Source organism: Microbacterium sp. ARD31 (genome assembly GCF_031844425.1).
Map to the genome: position 1 here is coordinate 107,984 of NZ_JAUZVE010000012.1, position 19,768 is coordinate 127,751.

The 19,768-nt window shown below is 72.6% G+C and carries 20 protein-coding genes and 2 tRNA genes; 12 read left to right on the top strand and 10 right to left on the bottom strand.

The genetic code is table 11. The features are described from left to right. Positions 1 to 82: 82 nt before the first annotated feature. On the bottom strand, positions 83 to 1,675 hold the full coding sequence (locus Q9S36_RS24940) for an alpha-amylase family glycosyl hydrolase (RefSeq protein WP_311287525.1): 1,593 nt from the start codon (positions 1,673 to 1,675) through the stop codon (positions 83 to 85). Positions 1,676 to 1,708: 33 nt separating this feature from the next. Continuing rightward, a complete protein-coding gene (locus tag Q9S36_RS24945; protein WP_311287526.1) occupies positions 1,709 to 2,494 on the bottom strand; it encodes a hypothetical protein in 786 nt (261 codons plus the stop codon). A gap of 61 nt (positions 2,495 to 2,555) precedes the next feature. Between Q9S36_RS24945 and Q9S36_RS24950 the strand changes: the two genes are divergently transcribed. Further along, a complete protein-coding gene (locus tag Q9S36_RS24950) occupies positions 2,556 to 3,236 on the top strand; it encodes a metal-dependent transcriptional regulator (RefSeq protein WP_311287527.1) in 681 nt (226 codons plus the stop codon). Between the two features lie 48 nt (positions 3,237 to 3,284). On the opposite strand, the gene Q9S36_RS24955 is transcribed toward Q9S36_RS24950, so the two are convergent. The 3 genes from Q9S36_RS24955 to Q9S36_RS24965 all read right to left on the bottom strand — a co-directional run bounded on the left by Q9S36_RS24955 (position 3,285) and on the right by Q9S36_RS24965 (position 6,401). After that, on the bottom strand, positions 3,285 to 4,133 hold the full coding sequence (locus Q9S36_RS24955) for a Sir2 family NAD-dependent protein deacetylase (RefSeq protein ID WP_311287529.1): 849 nt from the start codon (positions 4,131 to 4,133) through the stop codon (positions 3,285 to 3,287). Continuing rightward, positions 4,130 to 4,399: a DUF2277 domain-containing protein gene (locus Q9S36_RS24960; protein ID WP_311287530.1), complete on the bottom strand. Its 270-nt coding sequence runs from the start codon at positions 4,397 to 4,399 to the stop codon at positions 4,130 to 4,132. Before Q9S36_RS24960 ends, Q9S36_RS24955 begins: the two co-directional genes overlap by 4 nt. Positions 4,400 to 4,529: 130 nt before the next feature. After that, positions 4,530 to 6,401, bottom strand: a complete 1,872-nt coding sequence (locus Q9S36_RS24965) for a beta-propeller domain-containing protein (RefSeq protein WP_311287531.1) — start codon at positions 6,399 to 6,401, stop codon at positions 4,530 to 4,532. Between the two features lie 117 nt (positions 6,402 to 6,518). Here Q9S36_RS24965 and Q9S36_RS24970 point away from each other — a divergent pair, with 117 nt between their 5' ends. Continuing rightward, positions 6,519 to 7,670, top strand: coding sequence for a saccharopine dehydrogenase NADP-binding domain-containing protein (locus Q9S36_RS24970; protein ID WP_311287532.1), 1,152 nt, complete (start codon positions 6,519 to 6,521; stop codon positions 7,668 to 7,670). Positions 7,671 to 7,682: 12 nt separating this feature from the next. On the opposite strand, the gene Q9S36_RS24975 is transcribed toward Q9S36_RS24970, so the two are convergent. Continuing rightward, a tRNA-Arg gene (locus tag Q9S36_RS24975) sits at positions 7,683 to 7,758 on the bottom strand. A 167-nt stretch (positions 7,759 to 7,925) separates the two neighbouring features. On the opposite strand from Q9S36_RS24975, the gene Q9S36_RS24980 reads away from it, so the two are divergent. Then, positions 7,926 to 9,206: an LCP family protein gene (locus Q9S36_RS24980; RefSeq protein ID WP_311287533.1), complete on the top strand. Its 1,281-nt coding sequence runs from the start codon at positions 7,926 to 7,928 to the stop codon at positions 9,204 to 9,206. Then, entirely contained in the window at positions 9,203 to 9,391 is a 189-nt protein-coding gene (locus Q9S36_RS24985) for a hypothetical protein (RefSeq protein WP_311287534.1), read from the top strand. The genes Q9S36_RS24980 and Q9S36_RS24985 overlap by 4 nt, the downstream gene beginning before the upstream one ends. Positions 9,392 to 9,464: 73 nt before the next feature. On the opposite strand, the gene Q9S36_RS24990 is transcribed toward Q9S36_RS24985, so the two are convergent. From Q9S36_RS24990 to Q9S36_RS25000, 3 genes are all read right to left on the bottom strand, one after another. Further along, the gene (locus Q9S36_RS24990) at positions 9,465 to 9,818 is read right to left on the bottom strand and encodes an MscL family protein (RefSeq protein WP_311287535.1); all 354 of its coding nucleotides are present in this window, start codon (positions 9,816 to 9,818) and stop codon (positions 9,465 to 9,467) included. Between the two features lie 54 nt (positions 9,819 to 9,872). Then, positions 9,873 to 10,505, bottom strand: a complete 633-nt coding sequence (locus tag Q9S36_RS24995) for an SAF domain-containing protein (protein WP_311287536.1) — start codon at positions 10,503 to 10,505, stop codon at positions 9,873 to 9,875. Between the two features lie 107 nt (positions 10,506 to 10,612). After that, positions 10,613 to 10,912: an FmdB family zinc ribbon protein gene (locus Q9S36_RS25000; RefSeq protein ID WP_311287537.1), complete on the bottom strand. Its 300-nt coding sequence runs from the start codon at positions 10,910 to 10,912 to the stop codon at positions 10,613 to 10,615. Positions 10,913 to 11,038: 126 nt separating this feature from the next. On the opposite strand from Q9S36_RS25000, the gene Q9S36_RS25005 reads away from it, so the two are divergent. Continuing rightward, positions 11,039 to 13,696: a penicillin acylase family protein gene (locus tag Q9S36_RS25005; RefSeq protein WP_311287538.1), complete on the top strand. Its 2,658-nt coding sequence runs from the start codon at positions 11,039 to 11,041 to the stop codon at positions 13,694 to 13,696. 117 nt (positions 13,697 to 13,813) lie between these two features. On the opposite strand, the gene Q9S36_RS25010 is transcribed toward Q9S36_RS25005, so the two are convergent. Then, positions 13,814 to 14,419, bottom strand: coding sequence for a 5-formyltetrahydrofolate cyclo-ligase (locus Q9S36_RS25010; protein WP_311287539.1), 606 nt, complete (start codon positions 14,417 to 14,419; stop codon positions 13,814 to 13,816). A gap of 22 nt (positions 14,420 to 14,441) precedes the next feature. Here Q9S36_RS25010 and Q9S36_RS25015 point away from each other — a divergent pair, with 22 nt between their 5' ends. The 7 genes from Q9S36_RS25015 to Q9S36_RS25045 all read left to right on the top strand — a co-directional run bounded on the left by Q9S36_RS25015 (position 14,442) and on the right by Q9S36_RS25045 (position 19,744). After that, positions 14,442 to 15,845 carry a UTP--glucose-1-phosphate uridylyltransferase gene (locus Q9S36_RS25015; protein WP_311287540.1) on the top strand — a complete coding sequence of 468 codons (1,404 nt, stop codon included), beginning with the start codon at positions 14,442 to 14,444 and terminating at the stop codon, positions 15,843 to 15,845. Continuing rightward, complete coding sequence (glp, locus tag Q9S36_RS25020) at positions 15,838 to 17,079, top strand: gephyrin-like molybdotransferase Glp (protein WP_311287541.1); 1,242 nt, start codon at positions 15,838 to 15,840, stop codon at positions 17,077 to 17,079. Before Q9S36_RS25015 ends, glp begins: the two co-directional genes overlap by 8 nt. Beyond that, on the top strand, positions 17,079 to 17,549 hold the full coding sequence (gene moaC, locus Q9S36_RS25025; RefSeq protein WP_311287542.1) for a cyclic pyranopterin monophosphate synthase MoaC: 471 nt from the start codon (positions 17,079 to 17,081) through the stop codon (positions 17,547 to 17,549). The genes glp and moaC overlap by 1 nt, the downstream gene beginning before the upstream one ends. Then, complete coding sequence (locus Q9S36_RS25030; RefSeq protein ID WP_311287543.1) at positions 17,546 to 18,022, top strand: MogA/MoaB family molybdenum cofactor biosynthesis protein; 477 nt, start codon at positions 17,546 to 17,548, stop codon at positions 18,020 to 18,022. Before moaC ends, Q9S36_RS25030 begins: the two co-directional genes overlap by 4 nt. Before the next feature lie 44 nt (positions 18,023 to 18,066). Further along, the gene (locus Q9S36_RS25035; protein WP_311287544.1) at positions 18,067 to 18,627 is read left to right on the top strand and encodes a GNAT family protein; all 561 of its coding nucleotides are present in this window, start codon (positions 18,067 to 18,069) and stop codon (positions 18,625 to 18,627) included. Positions 18,628 to 18,687: 60 nt separating this feature from the next. Next, complete coding sequence (locus tag Q9S36_RS25040; RefSeq protein ID WP_311287545.1) at positions 18,688 to 19,599, top strand: hypothetical protein; 912 nt, start codon at positions 18,688 to 18,690, stop codon at positions 19,597 to 19,599. Positions 19,600 to 19,668: 69 nt separating this feature from the next. Beyond that, positions 19,669 to 19,744: transfer RNA gene (locus Q9S36_RS25045), tRNA-Ala, on the top strand. Positions 19,745 to 19,768: the final 24 nt, after the last annotated feature.

Genomic DNA, 19,768 nt, shown 5'->3' on the forward strand with positions numbered 1-19,768 from the left:
CTGCCCCCCGCGACATATCTAGGGACGTTCCGGTAGGGAGAACGCCTGGATGGCCTACCGGAACGTCCCTAGGTAGCCGGGGTCAGGCGCGCAGCCAGGCGGCGGTGTTCGCGGGCAGGGTGCCCTCGACGGGACCGCTGGCGAGCAGCAGCTCGCCCTCGGGGAGCTCGACCGGCGTGGTGCCGCAGTTGAGCACGACGGTCAGCGGGCCGCGCCGCAGCACCAGGACGTCGTCGTCGGAGTCGAGCACGTCGACCTTGTCGCCCGCGGTCCACGCGAACTCCCGGCGGATGCGGAGCGCGTCGCGGTAGAACGCGAGCGTGGAGCCGGGGTCGGCGGCCTGGGCCTCGACGGTCAGCGCGGCCCAGTCATCGGGCTGCGGGATCCACGGCTGCGCCTCGCCGGGCCCGAAGCCGTAGGGCGCCTGGGTGCCGCTCCACGGGATCGGCACCCGGCAGCCGTCGCGACCGACCTCGCCGGTGCGCAGCCACGACGGGTCCTGCCGGTGCTCGGGCGCGACGTCGACCTGCTCCAGGCCGAGCTCCTCGCCCTGGTAGAGGTAGCTCGAGCCGGGCAGCGCGAGCATGGTCAGCGTCGCCGCGCGGGCGCGGGCCAGCCCGACGGCGCCGCCGCCGTAGCGCGTGGTGTGGCGTACGACGTCGTGGTTGCTGAGCACCCACGTCGGCGAGGCGCCGACCGGCTCCACCGCGGCGAGGGTGCTGGTGATGACACGGGCGAACGCCTCGGCCGACCAGTCGGCGAGGAGCCAGGCGAAGTTGAAGGCCTGGTCGAGCTCGTCGGGACGGACGAAGGCCGCCATCGACTCCGGCGTCTGGGTCCAGGCCTCGGCGACGGCCATCTTGTCCGGGCCGGCCTCGTCGAGGAGCCGGTGCCAGGAGCGGTAGACGTCGTGGACCTCCGGCTGGTCCCACATCGGCTCGTCCTTGAGGTCGAGGGAGACCATCGAGTGGTCGGTGTTGACCTGCCCGGAGCTGGGGCGCTCGTCCTCGCCGACCTCTTGGTCGCGCAGCGACTCGACCTTGAACAGGCCGTGGGCCACGTCGATGCGGAAGCCGTCGACCCCGCGGTCGAGCCAGAAGCGCAGCACGTCCTCGAACATCGCCGGCACCTCGGGGTTGCGCCAGTCGAGGTCGGGCTGGGTGGAGTCGAAGAGGTGGAGGTACCACTGGCCGTCGTCGACCTGCGTCCACGCCGGGCCGCCGAAGACCGAGCCCCAGTTGTTGGGCAGCTCGCCGTCGGGCGCGTCGCGGAAGAGGTAGCGGGCGCGCTCCGGGCTGCCCTTGCCGGCAGCGAGCGCGGCCTGGAACCACTCGTGCTCGCTGGAGGTGTGGTTGGGGACGATGTCGACCACGACCCGCAGCCCGAGCTCGTGGGCGCGGGCGACGAGGTCGTCGGCGTCGGAGAGCGTGCCGAACAGCGGGTCGACGTCGCGGTAGTCGGCGACGTCGTAGCCGTGGTCGTGCTGCGGCGAGGTGTAGAACGGCGTGATCCAGAGCGCGTCGACGCCCAGCTCGGCGAGGTGGGGCAGCCGCGAGGTGATGCCGGGCAGGTCGCCGATGCCGTCACCGTCGCTGTCGGCGAAGCTGCGGACGTAGACCTGGTAGACGACGGAGTTGCGCCACCACTGCGTCGTTGGATCGTTCAAATCAGCCATGACCCCATCCTCTCAACACCCCCGCCCCCGGGGTCAACCCGGCACCCGGCCACCGAACAGGGCGGGGTCGACGGCGATCCACACGTGCTCCGCGGTCGCGACCACCCGGCCGTCGGCGTCGTACAGCGTGGCGGCGGTGAAGGTCTTGCGACCGTCCTGGCCGCGGCCCTCGCCCACGACGACGTGCTCCTCGCCGATCACGGGCAGGGCGTCGACCCGGGCCGTCATCCGGCCGAGCACCATGAGCCGCTCGGTGAGGTCGCCGGCCCAGCCGCCGATGCAGTCAAGGGCTGCCCAGGTCGAGGCGAGCGAGGCGCGGGTGTGCTCGTCGACGTAGGTGTGCCAGTCCTCGTGCAGGCTCGGGTGCGGGGTCCAGCCCGCGGCGACGAGGTCGCCGTCGTGCCCGCCGCCGACCCGGCCCGGGAAGATCCGCAGCCCGTCACCCTCCTCGCGCCCGGTGCCGCACGCGAAGCAGGTGGGGAAGGGGTGGAAGTCGTGGCCCGGGTACGACGCGGCGGCGGCCGTCGCGGTGGCGGGGTCGACCGGCTCGACCTCGCGGAGGTCGTGGTCGGCGCGGCGGGCGGTGGCGACCACGGCGCCGTCGCGGCTCGCGGTCAGCAGGCCGTCCTCGGCGGAGACCTGGAGCGCCGTGTCGAGCGGTGGAGGCTGGCGCAGCGACACCTCGATGGCCGGCCAGCTGTCGCACCGGTTGTCGGGGGAGTCCACGTCGTCCAGCGCGGCCAGGGCGCCGGCCGTCCAGCCACCGTTGCCGGAGTCCGGCGGGCCGCAGAAGCGCTGGGGGACGATGAGTTCGCTCACCGGCCTCACTGTGCCACGGGCGCTCGCCTGCCGCAGTTGGCGGATGGGACACAATGTGCCCGTGAGCGACCTGATCGACACCACCGAGATGTACCTCCGCACGATCTACGAGCTCGTGGAGGAGGGCATCGTCCCGCTGCGTGCGCGCATCGCCGAGCGCCTGCACCAGTCGGGGCCGACCGTCTCGCAGACGGTGGCGCGGATGGAGCGCGACGGCCTGCTCACCGTGCAGGGCGATCGCCACCTCGAGCTCACCGAGGAGGGCCAGGTCCTCGCCACCCGCGTGATGCGCAAGCACCGGCTCGCCGAGCGGCTGCTGACCGACGTGATCGGCCTGGACTGGGAGCTCGTCCACGCCGAGGCCTGCCGGTGGGAGCACGTCATGTCGGAGACGGTCGAGCGGCGGCTGCTCGAGCTGCTCGACCACCCCACCGAGTCGCCGTACGGCAACCCGATCCCCGGCCTCGACGAGCTCGGCGACCGGCGCTCGGAGGACTTCATGGACAACGTCGAGCCGTTGTCGGCCGCCGCGCAGGCCGAGGACGCCCGCGTCCACGTCAAGCGCATCTCCGAGGAGATGCAGAAGGACGAGGACCTCATGGGCCTGCTCCGCCGTGTCGGCGCGCTGCCCGGCAAGACCGTGACCATCGCCCGCACCGACGAGGGCATCCTCATCGGCTCCGGCGGCGAGACGGCCGAGCTCGTCGTCGAGGCGGCGGAGCACATCTTCGTGCGTCGCTGAGCCGCCTGCTCGGCGTTTGTCGGTTTCCCCGCTCGAGCGGGGAAACCGTCACCTGCCGGGCGTTGCAACCGGCGGCAGGTGACGGGATGCCGCGGCAAGCTCGCCGAGGAACTCGCTGCAGCCGACCTCGAGCTTGTACGACGCCAGCGGGTCGCCGCGGGTCGCTCCGCGGTTCACGATGACGACCGGCGTCCCGTGCTGGGCGGCCCGCTTCACGAACCGCAGCCCGCTCATCACCGTCAGCGACGACCCGGCGACCAGCAGCGCTCCGCCCGTGCCGAGCGCCTCGACGGCGGCGTAGCAGCGGGTGACCCGGTCGGCGGGGACGTTCTCGCCGAAGAACACGACGTCGGGCTTGAGCACGCCCCCGCACTCGCAGGTCGGCACGACGAAGTCGGAGGTCTCGTCGAGGTCGACGTCGCCGTCGGGGCGGGTCGCCACCCACCCGTGCCGCTCGAGCCACTGGGGGTTGAGCTCGTCGAGGACGCGCTCGAGCTCGGCACGCGACGACGTGGACCGGCAGGTCAGGCAGACGACGTCGGCGACCCGGCCGTGCAGTGCGACCATCCGTCGCGAGCCGGCGGCCTCGTGCAGGCCGTCGACGTTCTGCGTGATGAGCATGAGCGGGTCGAGCGCGGCGAGCGCGCGGTGGCCGTCGTTGGGGAGTGCCTGCCCCATCCGCTGCCACCCGAGGTGCGAGCGCGCCCAGTAGCGCTGCTGCGCCTCGGCGCTGCCGACGAACTCCTGGTAGGTCATCGGCGCCCGGGTGGGCGCCCCCGGCCCGCGGTAGTCCGGGATGCCGGAGTCGGTCGACAGGCCGGCACCGGTGAGCACCACCAGTGGCCGGGAGGCCAGCAGGTCGAGGACCTCCGACTGCACGCTCGACGTGAGCGTCACGTGCCGTACCGCAGCTGCGCCCGCGCCCTGGCCTTCGCCGCCTCGACCTCGCGGTTCTTCGGGGGAGCGGTGGTGACCAGGTCCTGCAGCAGGTGCTCGGTGATGTGCGCGATCTCCTTCACGGCCGCGTAGAACACCTCCTCGTTGGCCTGCGACGGCTTGGTCGTCCCGGCCACCTTGCGGACGTACTGCAGGGCGGCGGCGGTGACCTCGTCGCTCGTCGCCGGCGGCTCGAAGTTGTTCAGCGGGCGGATGTTGCGGCACATGCGACGAGCGTACGCCGGATCCCCCCGGTGGTTGAGGTGCGAGGAGCGCCAGCGACGAGCCTCGAAACCACGGGCCCACGCGTGGTTTCGAGGCTCGCTGCGCTCGCACCTCAACCGACGAGTGGGAAGCTCAACCGACGAGGTCGAAGAAGGACACGTCCTCGCCGGTGACCAGCGCGACCTTCCCCGACGCGAGCGGCACGAGGCGTACGTCGGCGACGTCGGTGCCGTGCTCGACCTCGACCATCCGGTTGGCCATCCGGCCGTCGTCGAGCGACAGCACCGAGACCCAGCCGGTGGTGCCGGTCCAGCCGCGGGAGACGACGGTGAGCACGACGCGCTGCTCGGGCAGCCAGGTGAGCTGCCGCGGGTCCGCACCGGCCGCCGCCACGGTGCCCTTGTCGTACCTCACCACGTCGAGCTGGCGCGGGTCCGTCAGGTCGGTGACGTCGAAGAGGGCCGCCTGCGCGCCGAGCGTCATGCCGTCGGTCGTCGCGTCCTGGCCCATGCCGAGCAGCCGGTGCTCGCCGAGCGGGTGGAGGTACTCGGAGAAGCCGGGGATCTTCAGCTCGCCGAGCAGCCGCGGGTCGGCCGGGTCGGACAGGTCGATCGCGTAGAGCGGGTCGGTCTGGCGGAACGTCACCACGATGGCCAGGTCGTCGAACCACCGCACGGACTTGATCTGCTCGCCCACGCCGAGGTCGTCGACGCGGCCGTCCTCCAGGAGCTTCGAGCCCTCCTCGCGCAGGGTGATGACCGAGTTGTGGTCGCCGGTCTCGCTGCTCGGGCCGACCGCCACGCGGAGCGATCCACCGACCGCGTCCATCGACCACCGGTCGGCGATGGTGCCCTCGACCTCGCCCGAGGCGACGTACGTCGCGTCCGTCCCGTCGAGGGCGAAGGCGAAGATGGGCGTGGTGCCGTCGGGCGTCCCGCCGATCCCGCTCCGGCAGTCCCAGCAGTCGTCCCACCCCCACGACGCGGGCGCTCCGGCGAGGTAGAACCGGTCGGTCGAGAAGTACGACGTGTCGGAGTCGGTCGCCACCGCGATGGAGGTGCGGTCGGCCGGCGCGGCCGGGTCGAAGGCCAGCACGGTGGTCGTACCGAGCGGGAGCTCCTCGTCGTCGGGCACCGCGACGTCGGCGCAGTCGACGACCGGGTCACCGTCGACGGTGGGCAGCCAGTCGGCCAGGGTCGTGCCGCGGACCAGCGCACGGTTGCGCATCCGCGAGGTGATCTCGCCGAGCTTGCTGCCGGGGTAGGTGAAGTCGAGCTCGGGCAGTCCCTTCTGGACGACCACCCGGACCACGTCGCCGTGGAGCCGCACGGCCGACGCTCGCCCGCTCACGGTGGTGGTCGCGACGACGCTCGGCGAGGTCGGGTCGGCCAGGTCGACCGTCGTGATGGTGGACTCCAGCCCGTCGCTCGACGTGCCGATGACGACCGCACGACCGTCGACGAGGACCAGCTCACCGCCCGGGTCGCCGGGCCAGTCGTTGCCCTCCGCGTCGTCGATCGGGGTCGAGGACAGCTCCGTGGGCCGGTCGCCGGAGACGTCGTAGGCCACCAGCACGCCGTCGCGCAGCCGCAGCAGCAGGCTGCCCGCCACCTTCACCACGTCGGACTCGTCGACGCCGACCTCCTGGACGTTGGTGCCGGACTCGTTGCTCACCGATCGCGACGTCTTGGCCGACGAGCGGAGCGCGCCGGACGCGGTGGGTGCGCTGGCCTCCGAGCCGGCGGAGCCCGCGTCGAACGCGACGATCGGACCGCCTCCCCAGCCGTAGGCCCCGACCCGTTCGAGCGCCCGGTCGACGAAGGAGTCCAGGAGGTCCTCGCAGCTCGCGGGAGTGGTCAGGTCGGCGTTGGCCAGCACGAGGGGCGGGCCGACGGGCGGGTCCCCGTCCCGGCCGCTCCCGCTGCCGACGGCGTACCCCACTCCGGCGGCTGCGACGAGTCCCGTGACCGCCGCGACGCTGGTGCCGATCCTGCGCAGACCCATGGCGACCTGCTCCCCTCGTGACGTGCCCGGACCGGACTCCGGTGCGGTGCTCCGGTGCTGCTCTGCCCGGTGGGACGGGCCCGGTGGGGGACTGGTTCCGTCTGACACGATGGCGCGATGAGCGACGACCGCGACCTCGACCTCGTGCTGTTCGGCGCCACCGGCTTCACCGGTGGCCTCACCGCCGAGTACCTCGCCGCCCACGCACCCGCCGGGCTGCGCTGGGCGATCGCCGGCCGCAATCCCGACAGGCTCGCGTCCGTGCGCGGCCGCCTCGGCGCGGACGTCGAGGTGCTGGTCGCCGACGCCTCCGACCCGGTCGCGCTGTCCGACGTCGCCCGCCGCGCCCGCGTGGTGATCTCCACCGTCGGGCCCTACCTCACCCACGGCGGGCCACTGGTCGCCGCCTGCGCGGAGGCTGGCACCGACTACGTCGACCTGACCGGCGAGCCCGAGTTCGTCGACCGGATGTTCCTCGAGCACCACCAGACAGCCGTGCGCACCGGCGCCCGCCTCGTCCACGCGTGCGGGTTCGACTCCGTCCCGCACGACCTCGGCGCGTACTTCACCGTCCAGCAGCTGCCCTCGGACCAGCCGATCACGCTGCGCGGCGTCGTCCGCTCGGGCGGTACCTTCTCGGGCGGCACCTTCCACTCCGCGCTGAACCAGTTCGCGCGCGCCAAGGAGATGCGCAGGACGTACGCCGCCCGCCGCCGCGTCGAGGACCGGCCCGAGGGCCGGACGTCGCGGTCCGTCGGCGGCAAGCCGCACCGCGACCCGGTGCTCGGCTACTGGCTGCTCCCGCTGCCCACGATCGACCCGATCGTCGTCGCGCGCAGCGGCGCCGCCCTGCCGGCGTACGGTCCGGAGTTCCGCTACTCCCACTGGGCGGGCACCAAGACCCTCCGGTACGCCGCCGGGGGAGCCGTCGGCGTCGGGGCGCTGTCCCTCGCCGCGCAGGTGAGGCCGCTGCGCGAGCTGCTGCTGAGCCGCGTGCCGCAGGGCTCGGGTCCCGACGCGGCCAAGCGCGAGAAGTCCTGGTTCACCGTCGACTTCGTCGGCGAGGCCGGCGGGCAGACGGTGCGCACCAAGGTGTCCGGCGGCGACCCCGGCTACACCGAGACCGCGAAGATGCTGTCCGAGTCTGCGCTGTGCCTGGCGTTCGACGACAACCCGCCGACCGCCGGCCAGGTCACCCCGGCGCAGGCGATGGGCGACGCGCTGCTCGCCCGTCTCCAGAAGGCGGGGATCGGGTTCGAGACGCTCTGACGGGTGCCTGACTGGTGCCCCAGGCAAGAGTCGAACTTGCGACCTTTCGCTTAGGAGGCGGCTGCTCTATCCACTGAGCTACTGGGGCGTGCCGTGCGCACACGGCGGGCAGCATCCTGCCACGGGGGCCGCCTCCGTGCGCACCCACGGTCGTCGGCGCGCTGCGACCTCACGTGTCGCGAGCGGGGGAAATCTTGCCCCGGTGAAGTAGGTTCAGACCCGGTCAGCCCTGTCCCTTCGTCAAAGGTGTGCCCTGTGTCGGATGAGTCGCGCCCGCAGGCGCCCGTCGGCGACGGCGAACCCAAGCGCAGGGGCAAGGCCAAGCGCCGGCACACCGTTGGCCGCGTGATCCTCATCAGCGTCCTCGTGCTCGCGCTCGTCACGGGCCTCGGCACGCTCTACTTCATCCGCCACCTCGACGGGAACATCGAGGCCATCTCGACCGACAACCTCGGGGACCGCCCCGAGGAGGTCTACACCGGCAACGGCCAGCCCCTCGACATCCTGGTGATGGGGTCGGACTCCCGCGACTGCGAGGGCTGCGGCATCGACCAGGAGGGCGGTGGCGGCTCCGACACCACGATCCTGGTGCACCTGTCCGCCGACCGGTCCCGGGCGTACGCCGTCTCGATCCCGCGCGACTCCATCGTCGACCGGCCCGAGGACGGGTGCGACTCGCCCGCCGCCTCCGACGTGATGTGGAACGCCGCGTTCAGCGTCGGCGGCCCGACGTGCACGCTGCGCCAGCTCGAGGAGATGACCGGCATCCACGTCGAGCACTTCATCGTGGTCGACTTCGCCAGCTTCGGCGACATGGTCGACGCCGTCGACGGGGTGCCGGTCTGCGTGCCCGAGGACATCGTCGACAAGCCGCGCCAGATCTTCGTGCCGAAGGGCAACCCGTCGAGGCTGACCGGGGACCAGGCCCTCGACTACGTACGCGCCCGTTACGTCGGCGACCTCATCCAGCAGAACGACATCTCCCGCATCCGGCGCCAGCAGGAGTTCATCGGGGCCCTGGTGCGCGAGGTGCTCTCCGCCGGCACGCTGACCCGTTTCGACAAGGTCGTCCGGTTCCTCGACGCGGCCACCAAGTCGCTGCAGACCGACGAGGACTTCGCCAAGGTCACCCGCCTGGGCAAGGTGGCCATGCAGCTGCAGGGCATCGGGCTCGACAGGATCAAGTTCGTCACCCTGCCGACGGAGTACTACCCGAGCGACTCCGAGTTCCGCGGCAAGGTCTTCTGGACCGAGCAGGCCACCCAGGTCTGGGACCTGCTCAACCAGGACAAGCAGCTGCCGCCCAAGCTGCTCAAGGGCACGTCCGTCAGCGCCGAGGCGCCGGCCTCCGCCAACGAGACGGGCACCAGCACGCCGAGCACGTCGGAGTCCCCCAGCGAGTCGCCCTCCGAGACGCCGTCCGAGACCCCCTCCGAGACGCCGAGCGAGACGGCGTCCGAGACCCCCAGCAGCTCCCCCAGCTCCCCGGCCACGACCGAGGACGAGGAGGACCGGATCTTCGGGGTCTGCGCATGAACACCCCACGACGTTCGTCATCGGAGCACGAGCAGGAGCCGGAGTGGCAGCGCCGTCGGCGCCTCGCCGCCGTCTTCGGCGACGCGGGCCCCGACCAGACCTCCGACGACGCGGACCCGCGCGAGGACCGCGCCGGCAAGGGCGACGACTGGTACCGCGACCAGGTCCCGCCGCACCACGGCTGACGAGGACCGGCAGCACGACGAACGGCCCGCCCCGGGAGGGGCGGGCCGTTCGCGTCCGACGTGGCAGCTCGGCTCAGACGGCGCCGCCGCGCGCTTTGATGGCGTCGCGGATCTCCTCGAGGAGCGCGATGTCGGCGGGCGTGCCCTCCGCCTCGCTGGGGAAGAAGCGCTCCTTGGCCTTCGTGTAGGGCAGCACGATGAAGAAGTAGACGACCGCGGCCATGATCAGGAACGAGATCACCGCGTTGAGGAACGCGCCGAAGCTGTTGGGCTCGTTGCTGAAGTACTCGGACGAGCTGTCCGGGAGGAGCGCGGTCAGCCAGGCCGTGAAGGTCGTGACGACTGCGGCGAAGGCGAGCGCCATGATCAGACCCGTCGCGATCTCGATCAGGTTGCCCTTGAGGATGAAGTTCTTGAAGCCGGTCATGGTGCCTCCTAGGTGCGGCCCCGAGAGGGCCCGAACGAGCGGATGCCCAGCACGCTAGCGGTTCCAGGACACCGTGAGGAACTGGGAGAGCGCCGCCGACGTGATCTCCACGGCATCGACGGCCGACGTGCCGACCACCACCAGGGCCCCGCCCGTCCCACTCGCGGGCCCCTCCGGGACCTCGGCCGGGGCCGCCAGGACGGTGACCTCGCGCGCGACGACGCGCGTCGCCCCGCTCCCGGGGTCGGTCGCCATCAGGTCGACCTCGTCACCGGGCCGCAGCAGCGTCGCCATCCCGGCGTCGGGCAGGCGGACGGGCAGGACGGTCTGGCCGGCCTGCGCCTCGGCGAGGCCGGGACCGACCACGCGTGCCTCGGTCAGCACCTCGCCCCGCGCCAGCGGAGCCGCCAGCACCCGTCCCACGGGGGAGGGGGAGGTGACGGACGGGGCGAGGTCCGCGGGGAACCGCTGGGCGAGGACGTCGGAGCGGTCGAGGAGGGTGCCCGACGGCAGGTCGCGCGCGGCGACGAGGACGTCGACCGTGTCGGGCGGGGACGGTGCGACGGCGCGGAGGGCGCTCACCGTCGCCACGGCCACGAGCGCCGCCGCGATCCACCGTCGTCGACGGCGCAGCTGGTGGCGCAGCGCGCGGAGGCGGCGCTGCGCCGGAGGCAGTCCCTGGAACATGCTCCGACGCTAGGTCGGACGGGCGGTCCGCCGCTCGGCCTCTCCACAGGGGGTCTCGATACGCCGCTCCTTCCTCGCGGGCTGCTCGACCACCGGGGCAGCGAGGGTCAGTCGGCGGAGGAGCTCGAGGAGGAGCTGCTCGACGACGTCGAGGAGGACGCCGCCGCAGACGACGAGGAGTCGGACGACGAGCTGGCCGAGCTGGTGGCCGGTGTCGCGGACGAGGAGGACGAGCGGCTGTCGGTGCGGTAGAAGCCCGAGCCCTTGAACACCACGCCGACGGCGTTGAAGAGCTTGCGCAGCCGTCCGTCGCACTCCGGGCACACGGTCAGCGCGTCCTCGCTGAAGCTCTGGAACTGCTCGAAGGCGTGGCCGCACTCGGTGCAGGCGTACTGGTAGGTGGGCATGTGTGGAGTCCTCGCGTGGTTCCGACGTGATTCCAGGTGGTGCAGGCACTGATCGGGCTGGGCCGGCGCGACGCGCTGGCACTCGAGCCCTTCGACTGCCAATGGTACGGCACAATGGCGAACGCGATGAGCGACCAGCCAGCCTCCCCGTCCCCCGACCCGACGACGACCTCGACCGACGCGCCCCGCGACGCCCGCGCGGTCCGGTGGTGGCGAGCCTTCCGGCGCGCGCCCCGCGCCGCGCGCTGGACCGCGTGGGCCGCGCTGGGGCTGGTCCTGCTGCTGGTGGTGCTGGCCGCGACGGTCGTGGTCGTCGTACGCCGACCGCTCCCGCAGACCGACGGCGAGGTGGAGGTGCCGGGCCTCGCGTCGTCGGTCGAGGTCGTCCGCGACGACAACGACATCCCGCAGGTCTACGCCGACAGCGACGCCGACCTGATGTTCGCGCAGGGCTACGTCCACGCGCAGGAGCGGTTCTTCGAGATGGACTTCCGCCGGCACGTGACGGCCGGTCGGCTCTCGGAGATCTTCGGTCCCGACACCCTCGAGACCGACAAGCTCATCCGCACCATGGGGTGGCGCCGCGTGGCCGAGGAGGAGTGGGCCCTGCTCGAGCCGGCCACCCGCGACGCGCTGACGTCGTACGCCGCCGGGGTCAACGCGTACGTCTCCGACCGCTCGCCGTCCCAGCTCGCCGTCGAGTACTCCGTGCTCGGGCTGACCGGGCTCGACTACACGCCCGAGGAGTGGGAGCCCGTTGACTCGCTCGCCTGGCTCAAGGCGATGGCCTGGGACCTGCGCGGCAACATGGAGGCCGAGGTCGACCGGGTGCTGCTCTCGCTGGACCACACCGAGGACGAGATCGCACAGCTCTGGCCCGAGTACCCGTTCACCGACCACCCACCGATCGTCGAGGGCGGCGGGGTCGTCGACGGCGTGTTCGAGCAGAACGCCACCGGCAACGCCACCCGCAACCCCCGCCGGCCGGCGTACCCGCCGGAGGTCGTCGACGCCCTCGAGGGGGTGCGGGACGTCGTCGAGGCGATGCCCGAGCTCGTGGGGTCCGGTCGCGGCATCGGCAGCAACTCCTGGGTCGTCGACGGCGAGCACAGCGCGACCGGCGCGCCGCTGCTGGCCAACGACCCGCACCTCGGGATCAGCCAGCCGGGCATCTGGATGCAGATGGGCCTGCACTGCCGTGAGGTCTCCGACGCGTGCACGCTCGACACCTCGGGCTTCACCTTCTCCGGCGTGCCCGGCGTGATCATCGGCCACAACGCCGACATCGCCTGGGGCTTCACCAACCTCGGCCCGGACGTCACCGACCTGTTCCTCGAGCAGACCGAGGGCGACGACCGCTACGTCCGCGACGGCTCCACGGAGGCGATGGACGTGCGCACCGAGACGATCGAGGTGCGCGGCGCGGACGACGTCGAGCTGCGTGTGCGCGAGACGGTGCACGGACCGCTGATCAGCGACGTGTCGTCGCAGTTCGCGACGGTCGGCGCCAACGCCCCCACCGACGAGCCGGGGGAGCGCGGGAGCGGGTACGCCGTCGCGCTCGCGTGGACGGCGCTGCAGCCGTCGCCGACGGCCGACGCGATCCTCGCCCTCAACCGGGCGTCGGACTGGGACTCCTTCCGGGCCGCCGCGGCCGACTTCGCGGTGCCCGCGCAGAACCTCGTCTACGCCGACCGCGAGGGCCACATCGGCTACCAGTCGCCCGGCCGCATCCCGATCCGGCGCGGCGGCAACGACGGCACCATGCCGGTCGAGGGCTGGGTCAGCGCCAACGACTGGACCGGCGACTACATCCCCTTCGACGGCCTGCCCAGCGTGCTCGACCCCGAGGAGGGCTTCATCGTCACGGCCAACCAGGCCGTCGTCGACGAGGACTACCCCTACCTGCTCACCAAGGACTGGGACTACGGCTACCGCGCGACCCGGATCCGCGAGGCGCTCGTCGAGGAGGGCGAGCTGTCGGTCGAGGAGATGGCGCAGCTCCAGCTCGACAGCACCAACCCGATGGCGGAGACCCTCGTGCCGTACCTCCTCGACGTGGAGCGGCTGCCCCGGGGGTACTACCGCAACGCGCAGGACCTGCTGCGCGACTGGGACTTCACCCAGCCCGCCGACAGCGCCGCGGCGGCGTACTTCAACGTCGTGTGGCGCCAGGTGCTCGAGCTGACCTTCCACGACGACCTGCGCCAGCGCACCTGGCCCGACGGCGGCGACCGCTGGTTCTCCGTCGTCGGCGCGCTGCTGAACGACCCGGCGAGCCGATGGTGGGACGACTCCGACACCACCGACAAGGTGGAGACCCGCGACGACGTCCTGCGGGCGGCGCTCGTCGCGGCGCGTGACGAGCTCACCCGCCGCCAGGCCCGCGACCCGCACCTGTGGGAGTGGGGCCGGCTGCACCGGATGAACCTCCGCAGCGCCACCCTCGGCGAGTCCGGCGTCGGCCTGGTCGAGCGGCTCTTCAACCGCGACGGCTGGCAGGTCGGCGGCGGGTCGTCGATCGTCGACGCGACGTCCTGGAACGCCGTCGACGGCTACGAGGTGACCGCCGCGCCGTCCATGCGGATGGTCGTCTCCCTCGCCGACTGGGACGACTCGCGCTGGATCAACCTCACCGGCGTCTCCGGGCACCCGGCGTCCTCCCACTACACCGACCAGACCGAGCTCTACGTCGACGGCCGGACCCTGCCCTGGGCCTACACCCGCGACGCCGTCGACGCGGCCGCCGACGACACCTTGATGCTGGAGCCTGCCGGCGACTGACCGCCGGCGCCAGCACACGATCTGGTTTCGAGGCTCGCTGCGCTCGCTCCTCAACCACCGGGGGTTGCTGCGCTCGCACCTCAACCAGCCATCGTCCGGTGGTTGAGGTGAGGAGCGCTAGCGACGAGCCTCGAAACCAGTGACCCCGGAGGCGGTCAGCGCGAAGCCGACGCGCACGTCGTGGGGGTCGGTGGGCACGGGCAGCCCGACCTCGTCGTCGTACAGCAGCACGGCGACGGGGGTGCCCGCGGTGGTCCGGGTGAGCGCGCGGTCGTAGCACCCGCCGCCCTGGCCCAGGCGCTCGCCGCGGGACGAGACGGCGAGGCCGGGCACGAGCACCACGTCGGCCTGCGCGACGGCCTCCCTGCCCAGCCGCGGGCCGGTGGGCTCGAGCAGCCCGCGGACCGCCGGGGCGAGGTGCCCGCGCCCCTCGTAGAGGGCCCAGTCGAGGTCGAGGTCGGGGAGCACGACAGGGAGCAGCACGCGCTTGCCGGCCGCCACCAGCGCGTCGAGCAGCAGGCCGGTGCCCGGCTCGCTGCCGACGGAGACGTACGCCGTCACGGTCGCGGCACGACGTACCTCGTCCCACCCCAGCGCGACCTGCGCGAGGGAGGCGGCGACCTCCGCCGCGGCCCCGAGCGGGCGCTGCTTGCGGGCCGCGCGCACCTGGTCGCGGAGGGCCGTCTTGGCGATCGTGTTGTCCGCCGAGTGTCGTGCGTCCACATGGGCAGCCTACGATCGAAGCATGGCAAGCAAGGGCACTGCTCACGGCCTCGACCTCGCACGCGAGAAGATGCGTCAGGCCGGGGTGGACGAGGTCGCGATCGACACGTTCGCGCACTACTACCGGCTCCTCGAGCACGGCGAGACCGGCATGATCGCCGAGGACACCATCGAGCCCCTCGACATGGAGGCGCTGACCGACGTCGAGGTCGACGACGACGTGGCCGCGGAGGCGATCCGCAAGACCGCCGTCATCAAGCTCAACGGCGGTCTCGGCACGTCGATGGGCATGGAGCGCGCCAAGTCGCTGCTGTGCGTGCGGCGCGGGCTGAGCTTCCTCGACATCATCGCGCGGCAGGTGCTGCACCTGCGCAGGCAGTACGACGCCACGCTGCCGCTGCTGTTCATGAACTCCTTCCGGACCTCCGCCGACACCATGGAGGCCCTGGCCCGCTACGAGGACCTCCCGGTCGACGGCCTGCCGCTGGAGTTCCTGCAGAACAAGGAGCCCAAGCTCCTCGAGGCCGACCTGATGCCCGTGGCCTACCCGAAGGCCCCCGACCTCGAGTGGTGCCCGCCCGGCCACGGCGACATCTACACAGCGCTCCGGGGCACCGGCCTGCTCGCCCGGCTCATCGACGCCGGCTACCGCTACGTCTTCGTCTCAAACTCCGACAACCTCGGTGCCGTGCCCGACGCCCGGGTCGCGGGCTGGTTCGCCCAGACCGGTGCCCCGTTCGCGATCGAGGCGGTGCGGCGCACGCCGTCGGACCGCAAGGGCGGGCACTTCGCGCGCCGCAAGGCCGACGGCCGCATCGTGCTGCGCGAGTCGGCCCAGACCCTCGACGCCGACAAGGAGGCGCTGGCCGACCTGTCGCGCCACAAGTACTGCTCGACCAACAACCTCTGGTTCGACCTGCAGGCCATGGTCGAGGCGCTCGACGCCCGCGGCGGGATCCTCGGCCTGCCGCTGATCCGCAACGTCAAGCACCTCGACCCGGCCGACCCCTCCACGCCGAAGGTCATCCAGATCGAGACGGCCATGGGCGCCGCGATCGAGGTGTTCGAGGGCGCGCGCACGATCGAGGTGGGCCGCGACCGGTTCGTGCCGGTGAAGACCACCGACGACCTGCTGGTCCTGCGCTCCGACGTCTACGACCTCGGCAAGGACTTCGTGCTCGACCAGGCCGGCGACGACGTCCCCTACGTCTCGCTCGACGGCGACTTCTACAAGCTCGTCGGCGACTTCGACAAGCGCTTCCCCGAGGGTGCGCCCTCCCTGCGGGAGGCCGAGTCGTTCACCGTCGAGGGGGACTGGACCTTCGGTCAGGGAGTCCGCGTGGTCGGCGAGGTCGCGCTGAGCTCGGCCGCCGCGCAGCGGGTCGAGGGCGGCACCGTCCTCACCGAGCAGGACGCCGATGAGTGATCCGCAGCCGGGGCTCCTCCCGGTCGGCGACTACGTCGAGCGCATCCTGGCCACGGTCTCGCCGCTCCCGGCGTTCCCGCAGCCGCTGATGGAGGCGCTCGGCCTGGCGTTGGCCGAGGACGTGGTCGCCCCCATCTCCCTGCCGAGCTTCGACAACTCCTCGATGGACGGGTACGCCGTCGTGGCCGAGGACGTCGCCGGCGCGACCGCGGACTCGCCGGTGACGCTGCCGGTCGTCGGCGAGATCGGCGCCGGCCAGTCCTCGATCCTCGCGCTGTCCCCGGGCACCGCGGTGAAGATCATGACCGGGGCGCCCGTCCCGACCGGTGCGACCGCCGTGGTGCCGTACGAGTGGACCGACCGCGGCGTGGCGACCGTCCGGATCGACCGCGCGCCGTCCGCCGGCCAGCACGTCCGGCCGACCGGCGACGACATCGCCGAGGGCGACATGCTGCTGGAGGAGGGAACGGTCCTCGGGCCGCGCCACCTCGGCATGCTCGCCGCCGTCGGCCGGGCGACCGTGCGCACCCGCCCCCGCCCGCGCGTCGTCGTGATCTCCACCGGCTCCGAGCTCCGTGACCCCGGCACCGCGCTGGGCCGCGACTCGATCTACGACGGCAACTCCTACCTCCTCGCCGCCGCCGCCCGCGCCGCCGGGGCGATCGCCTACCGCGTCGGCATTGTCCCCGACGAGACCCACGCCTTCACCGAGGCGCTCAGCGACCAGCTGGTCCGTGCGGACCTGGTGGTGACGAGCGGCGGGGTCAGCGAGGGCGACTTCGACGTGGTGAAGGAGTCGCTGTCGCACCACGGCTCGATGTGGTTCGGCGGGGTGGGCATGCAGCCCGGCAAGCCGCAGGGCTTCGGCACGATCGGCGAGGACGACACCCCCGTGTTCACCCTCCCCGGCAACCCGGTCTCCTCCTACGTCTCCTTCGAGATGTTCGTGCTGCCCGCGATCCGCCGGATGATGGGCAAGCTCCCCTACGTCCGGCCGACGGCGCGGGCCCGGCTCACCCACGGCATCTCCTCGCCCGAGGGCAAGCTCCAGCTGGTGCGCGGGCTCCACGACACCGACCGCGGCGGCGCCTTCGTGTCGCCCGTCGGCGGGCACGGCTCCCACCTCATCGGCGACCTCGCCACCGCCAACTGCCTCATCGAGGTGCCGGCCGACGTCACCGCGGTGACCGCCGGCGAGATGGTGCAGGTCCGCAAGCTCGACGAGGAGTTCTGATGGCCGAGCGGCTCACCCACGTCGACGAGAGCGGCGCCGCGCGCATGGTCGACGTCACCGACAAGGACGTCACGTCCCGTACGGCGACCGCCACCGGCCGCGTGCTCGTCAGCCGCGCCGTCGTGGACCTGCTCCGCGGCGAGGGCGTCCCCAAGGGCGACGCGCTCGCGGTGGCGCGCATCGCCGGGATCATGGGCGCGAAGCAGACGCCCGCGCTCATCCCGTTGTGCCACCCGCTGGCGATCTCGGGCGCGACCGTCGACCTCGCGGTGACCGACGACTCCGTCGACATCACCGCGACGGTCCGCACCACCGACCGCACCGGGGTGGAGATGGAGGCGCTGACCGCCGTCTCGGTCGCCGCGCTCACCGTGGTCGACATGGTCAAGGCGGTCGACAAGGCCGCGGTGATCACCGACGTCCGCGTCGAGACCAAGACCGGCGGGAAGTCGGGGGACTGGCAGCGATGAGCCTCCGCGCAGCCGTGGTCGTCGCCTCCAACCGCGCCTCCGCCCGGGTGTACGCCGACGAGACCGGGCCGCTCATCGCTGACTGGCTGCGTGGGCAGGGCTTCGAGTGCGGTGACCCGGCGGTCGTGCCCGACGGCGACCCGGTCCGCGAGGCCATCTCCGCGGCCGTCTCCGGGGGTGCTCGCCTGGTGCTCACCACCGGCGGCACCGGCCTCACGCCCACCGACCGCACCCCCGAGGCGACGGCGCCGCTGCTCGACCGCGAGGTGCCCGGGATCGCGGAGGCCATCCGGGCCGCCGGCGTGGCCAAGGGCGTGCCGACCGCGATGCTCTCGCGCGGTCTCGCGGGGATCGCCGGCGACTGCCTGGTGGTGAACCTCCCGGGCTCGCGCGGCGGGGTGAAGGACGGCCTCGCGGTGCTCGAGCCGGTGGTCCGGCACGCAGTCGAGCAGGTCGTCGGGAGCGACCACTGAACGCCTCGCCGGGCTGGCCCGCCCGCCTGGAGTCGCACGGGATCGTGGTGCGGTCGCTGCGCCGCTCCGACGCCGACGACTGGCAGGCGGTCCGCGCGCGCAACCAGGACTGGCTCGGGCCGTGGGACGCGACGGTGCCGCCGGGCAGTGCGCCCCGCCCGTCGTCGTACCGGCTGGTGACGCGCGCGCTGCTGCGCCAGGCCGGGCGCGGGCACACCCTGCCGTTCGTGATCGAGGTCGAGGGCCGCTTCGCCGGGCAGGTCACGGTCAGCAACGTCGCCCGCGGATCGGCCCAGTGGGCGTCGATCGGCTACTGGGTCGACGCCGCCGTCGCCGGTCGCGGCGTCGCTCCCCGCGCCGTCGCGATGGTGATCGACCACTGCCTGGGCCCTGTGGGACTGCACCGCATCGAGATCTGCGTCCGGCCGGAGAACACGAACTCGCTGCGGGTCGTGGAGAAGCTCGGGCTCGAGCAGGTGGGCTACGCCCCGCGCTTCCTGCACATCAACGGCGACTGGCGCGACCACCGGATCTTCGCGGTCACCCGCGAGGAGGTGCCGGAGGGCATCGAGGTGCGGCTGTCGACACATCAGTCACACCAGTAGTTCTGCGACACACCACTTGACATCCGTCCCGCCTGCGGTCCACGCTCCTACGCTTCGAACGTGGACCTGAGCGCGCTGATCTTCGTGGCCCTTGCCGTGGCGTGGGCCGTCTACCTCATCCCCAAGGCCCTCAAGCACCACGACGAGGTGGTCCGCAGCCGGTCGGTCGAGAAGTTCTCCCACACCATGCGCGTCCTCGCGCGGCGAGAGCCCGTCGACCGTCGCAACGCACGCCTGGTCGTCGCCCCGATCCGCGCGGCCCTCCGGCCGCCGGTCGAGACCAAGGCGCGCGTCGCGCCCGTCACCGTGCCCGCCCCGCCGTCGGCCTCCGGCCCGGCTGCCGCGGTCCGCGCGCCGCAGCGCCCCGCGCCCGCCGCCCAGCGTGCCGCTGCGCGACGAGCCGCCAAGCGCCGCCGCAACGTCCTCGCCCTGGTCCTGCTCGCCAACGCGGTCGTCGTCACCCTGGCCGCCACCTCCGTCGTCGCCTGGCCGTGGGTGGCTGCGCCCGCCGCGGTGCTCGTGGCGTGGCTGGTCGCCTGCCGGGTGTCCGTGCGCGCCGAGCACCGCCAGCGGGCGAGCTGGTCCGCGATCGAGATCGGTGACACCCCGGTGGTCGAGCCCGTCGTCGAGCCCGAGGGCGACGACGCCGAGCTCACCAGCGAGGTCCCGGCGGTCGCGCCCGAGCCGGCGCTGCCCCGCACCGTCGAGGAGGTCCCGGCTGCCGAGGCGCCGGCCGTGACGACCGGCGAGGTCCCGGTCGTCGGTGGCTGGGAGATGGTGCCCACCACGCTGCCGACCTACGTCAGCAAGACGGCCGCCCAGCGTCGTACGGTCTCCACGATCGACCTCGACTCGACCGGCGTCTGGTCCAGCGGCCACAACGACGAGGACTCCGCCCTCGCCCGCTCCGCCGAGCAGTCCGCGAAGGCGGTCCGCGAGGCCGGCGAGACCCGGCGGGCCAGCGGCGCCTGAGCCGTCCCGGGCCGATTCGGTCCGCCTCCGGGGGCTCGTGTATCTTTCCTTTCGCGCCTGTTGGCGCACGGGGCTGTGGCGCAGTTGGTAGCGCGTCTCGTTCGCAATGAGAAGGTCAGGGGTTCGAATCCCCTCAGCTCCACCAGTGAAGGGCCCGGATCCACGATCC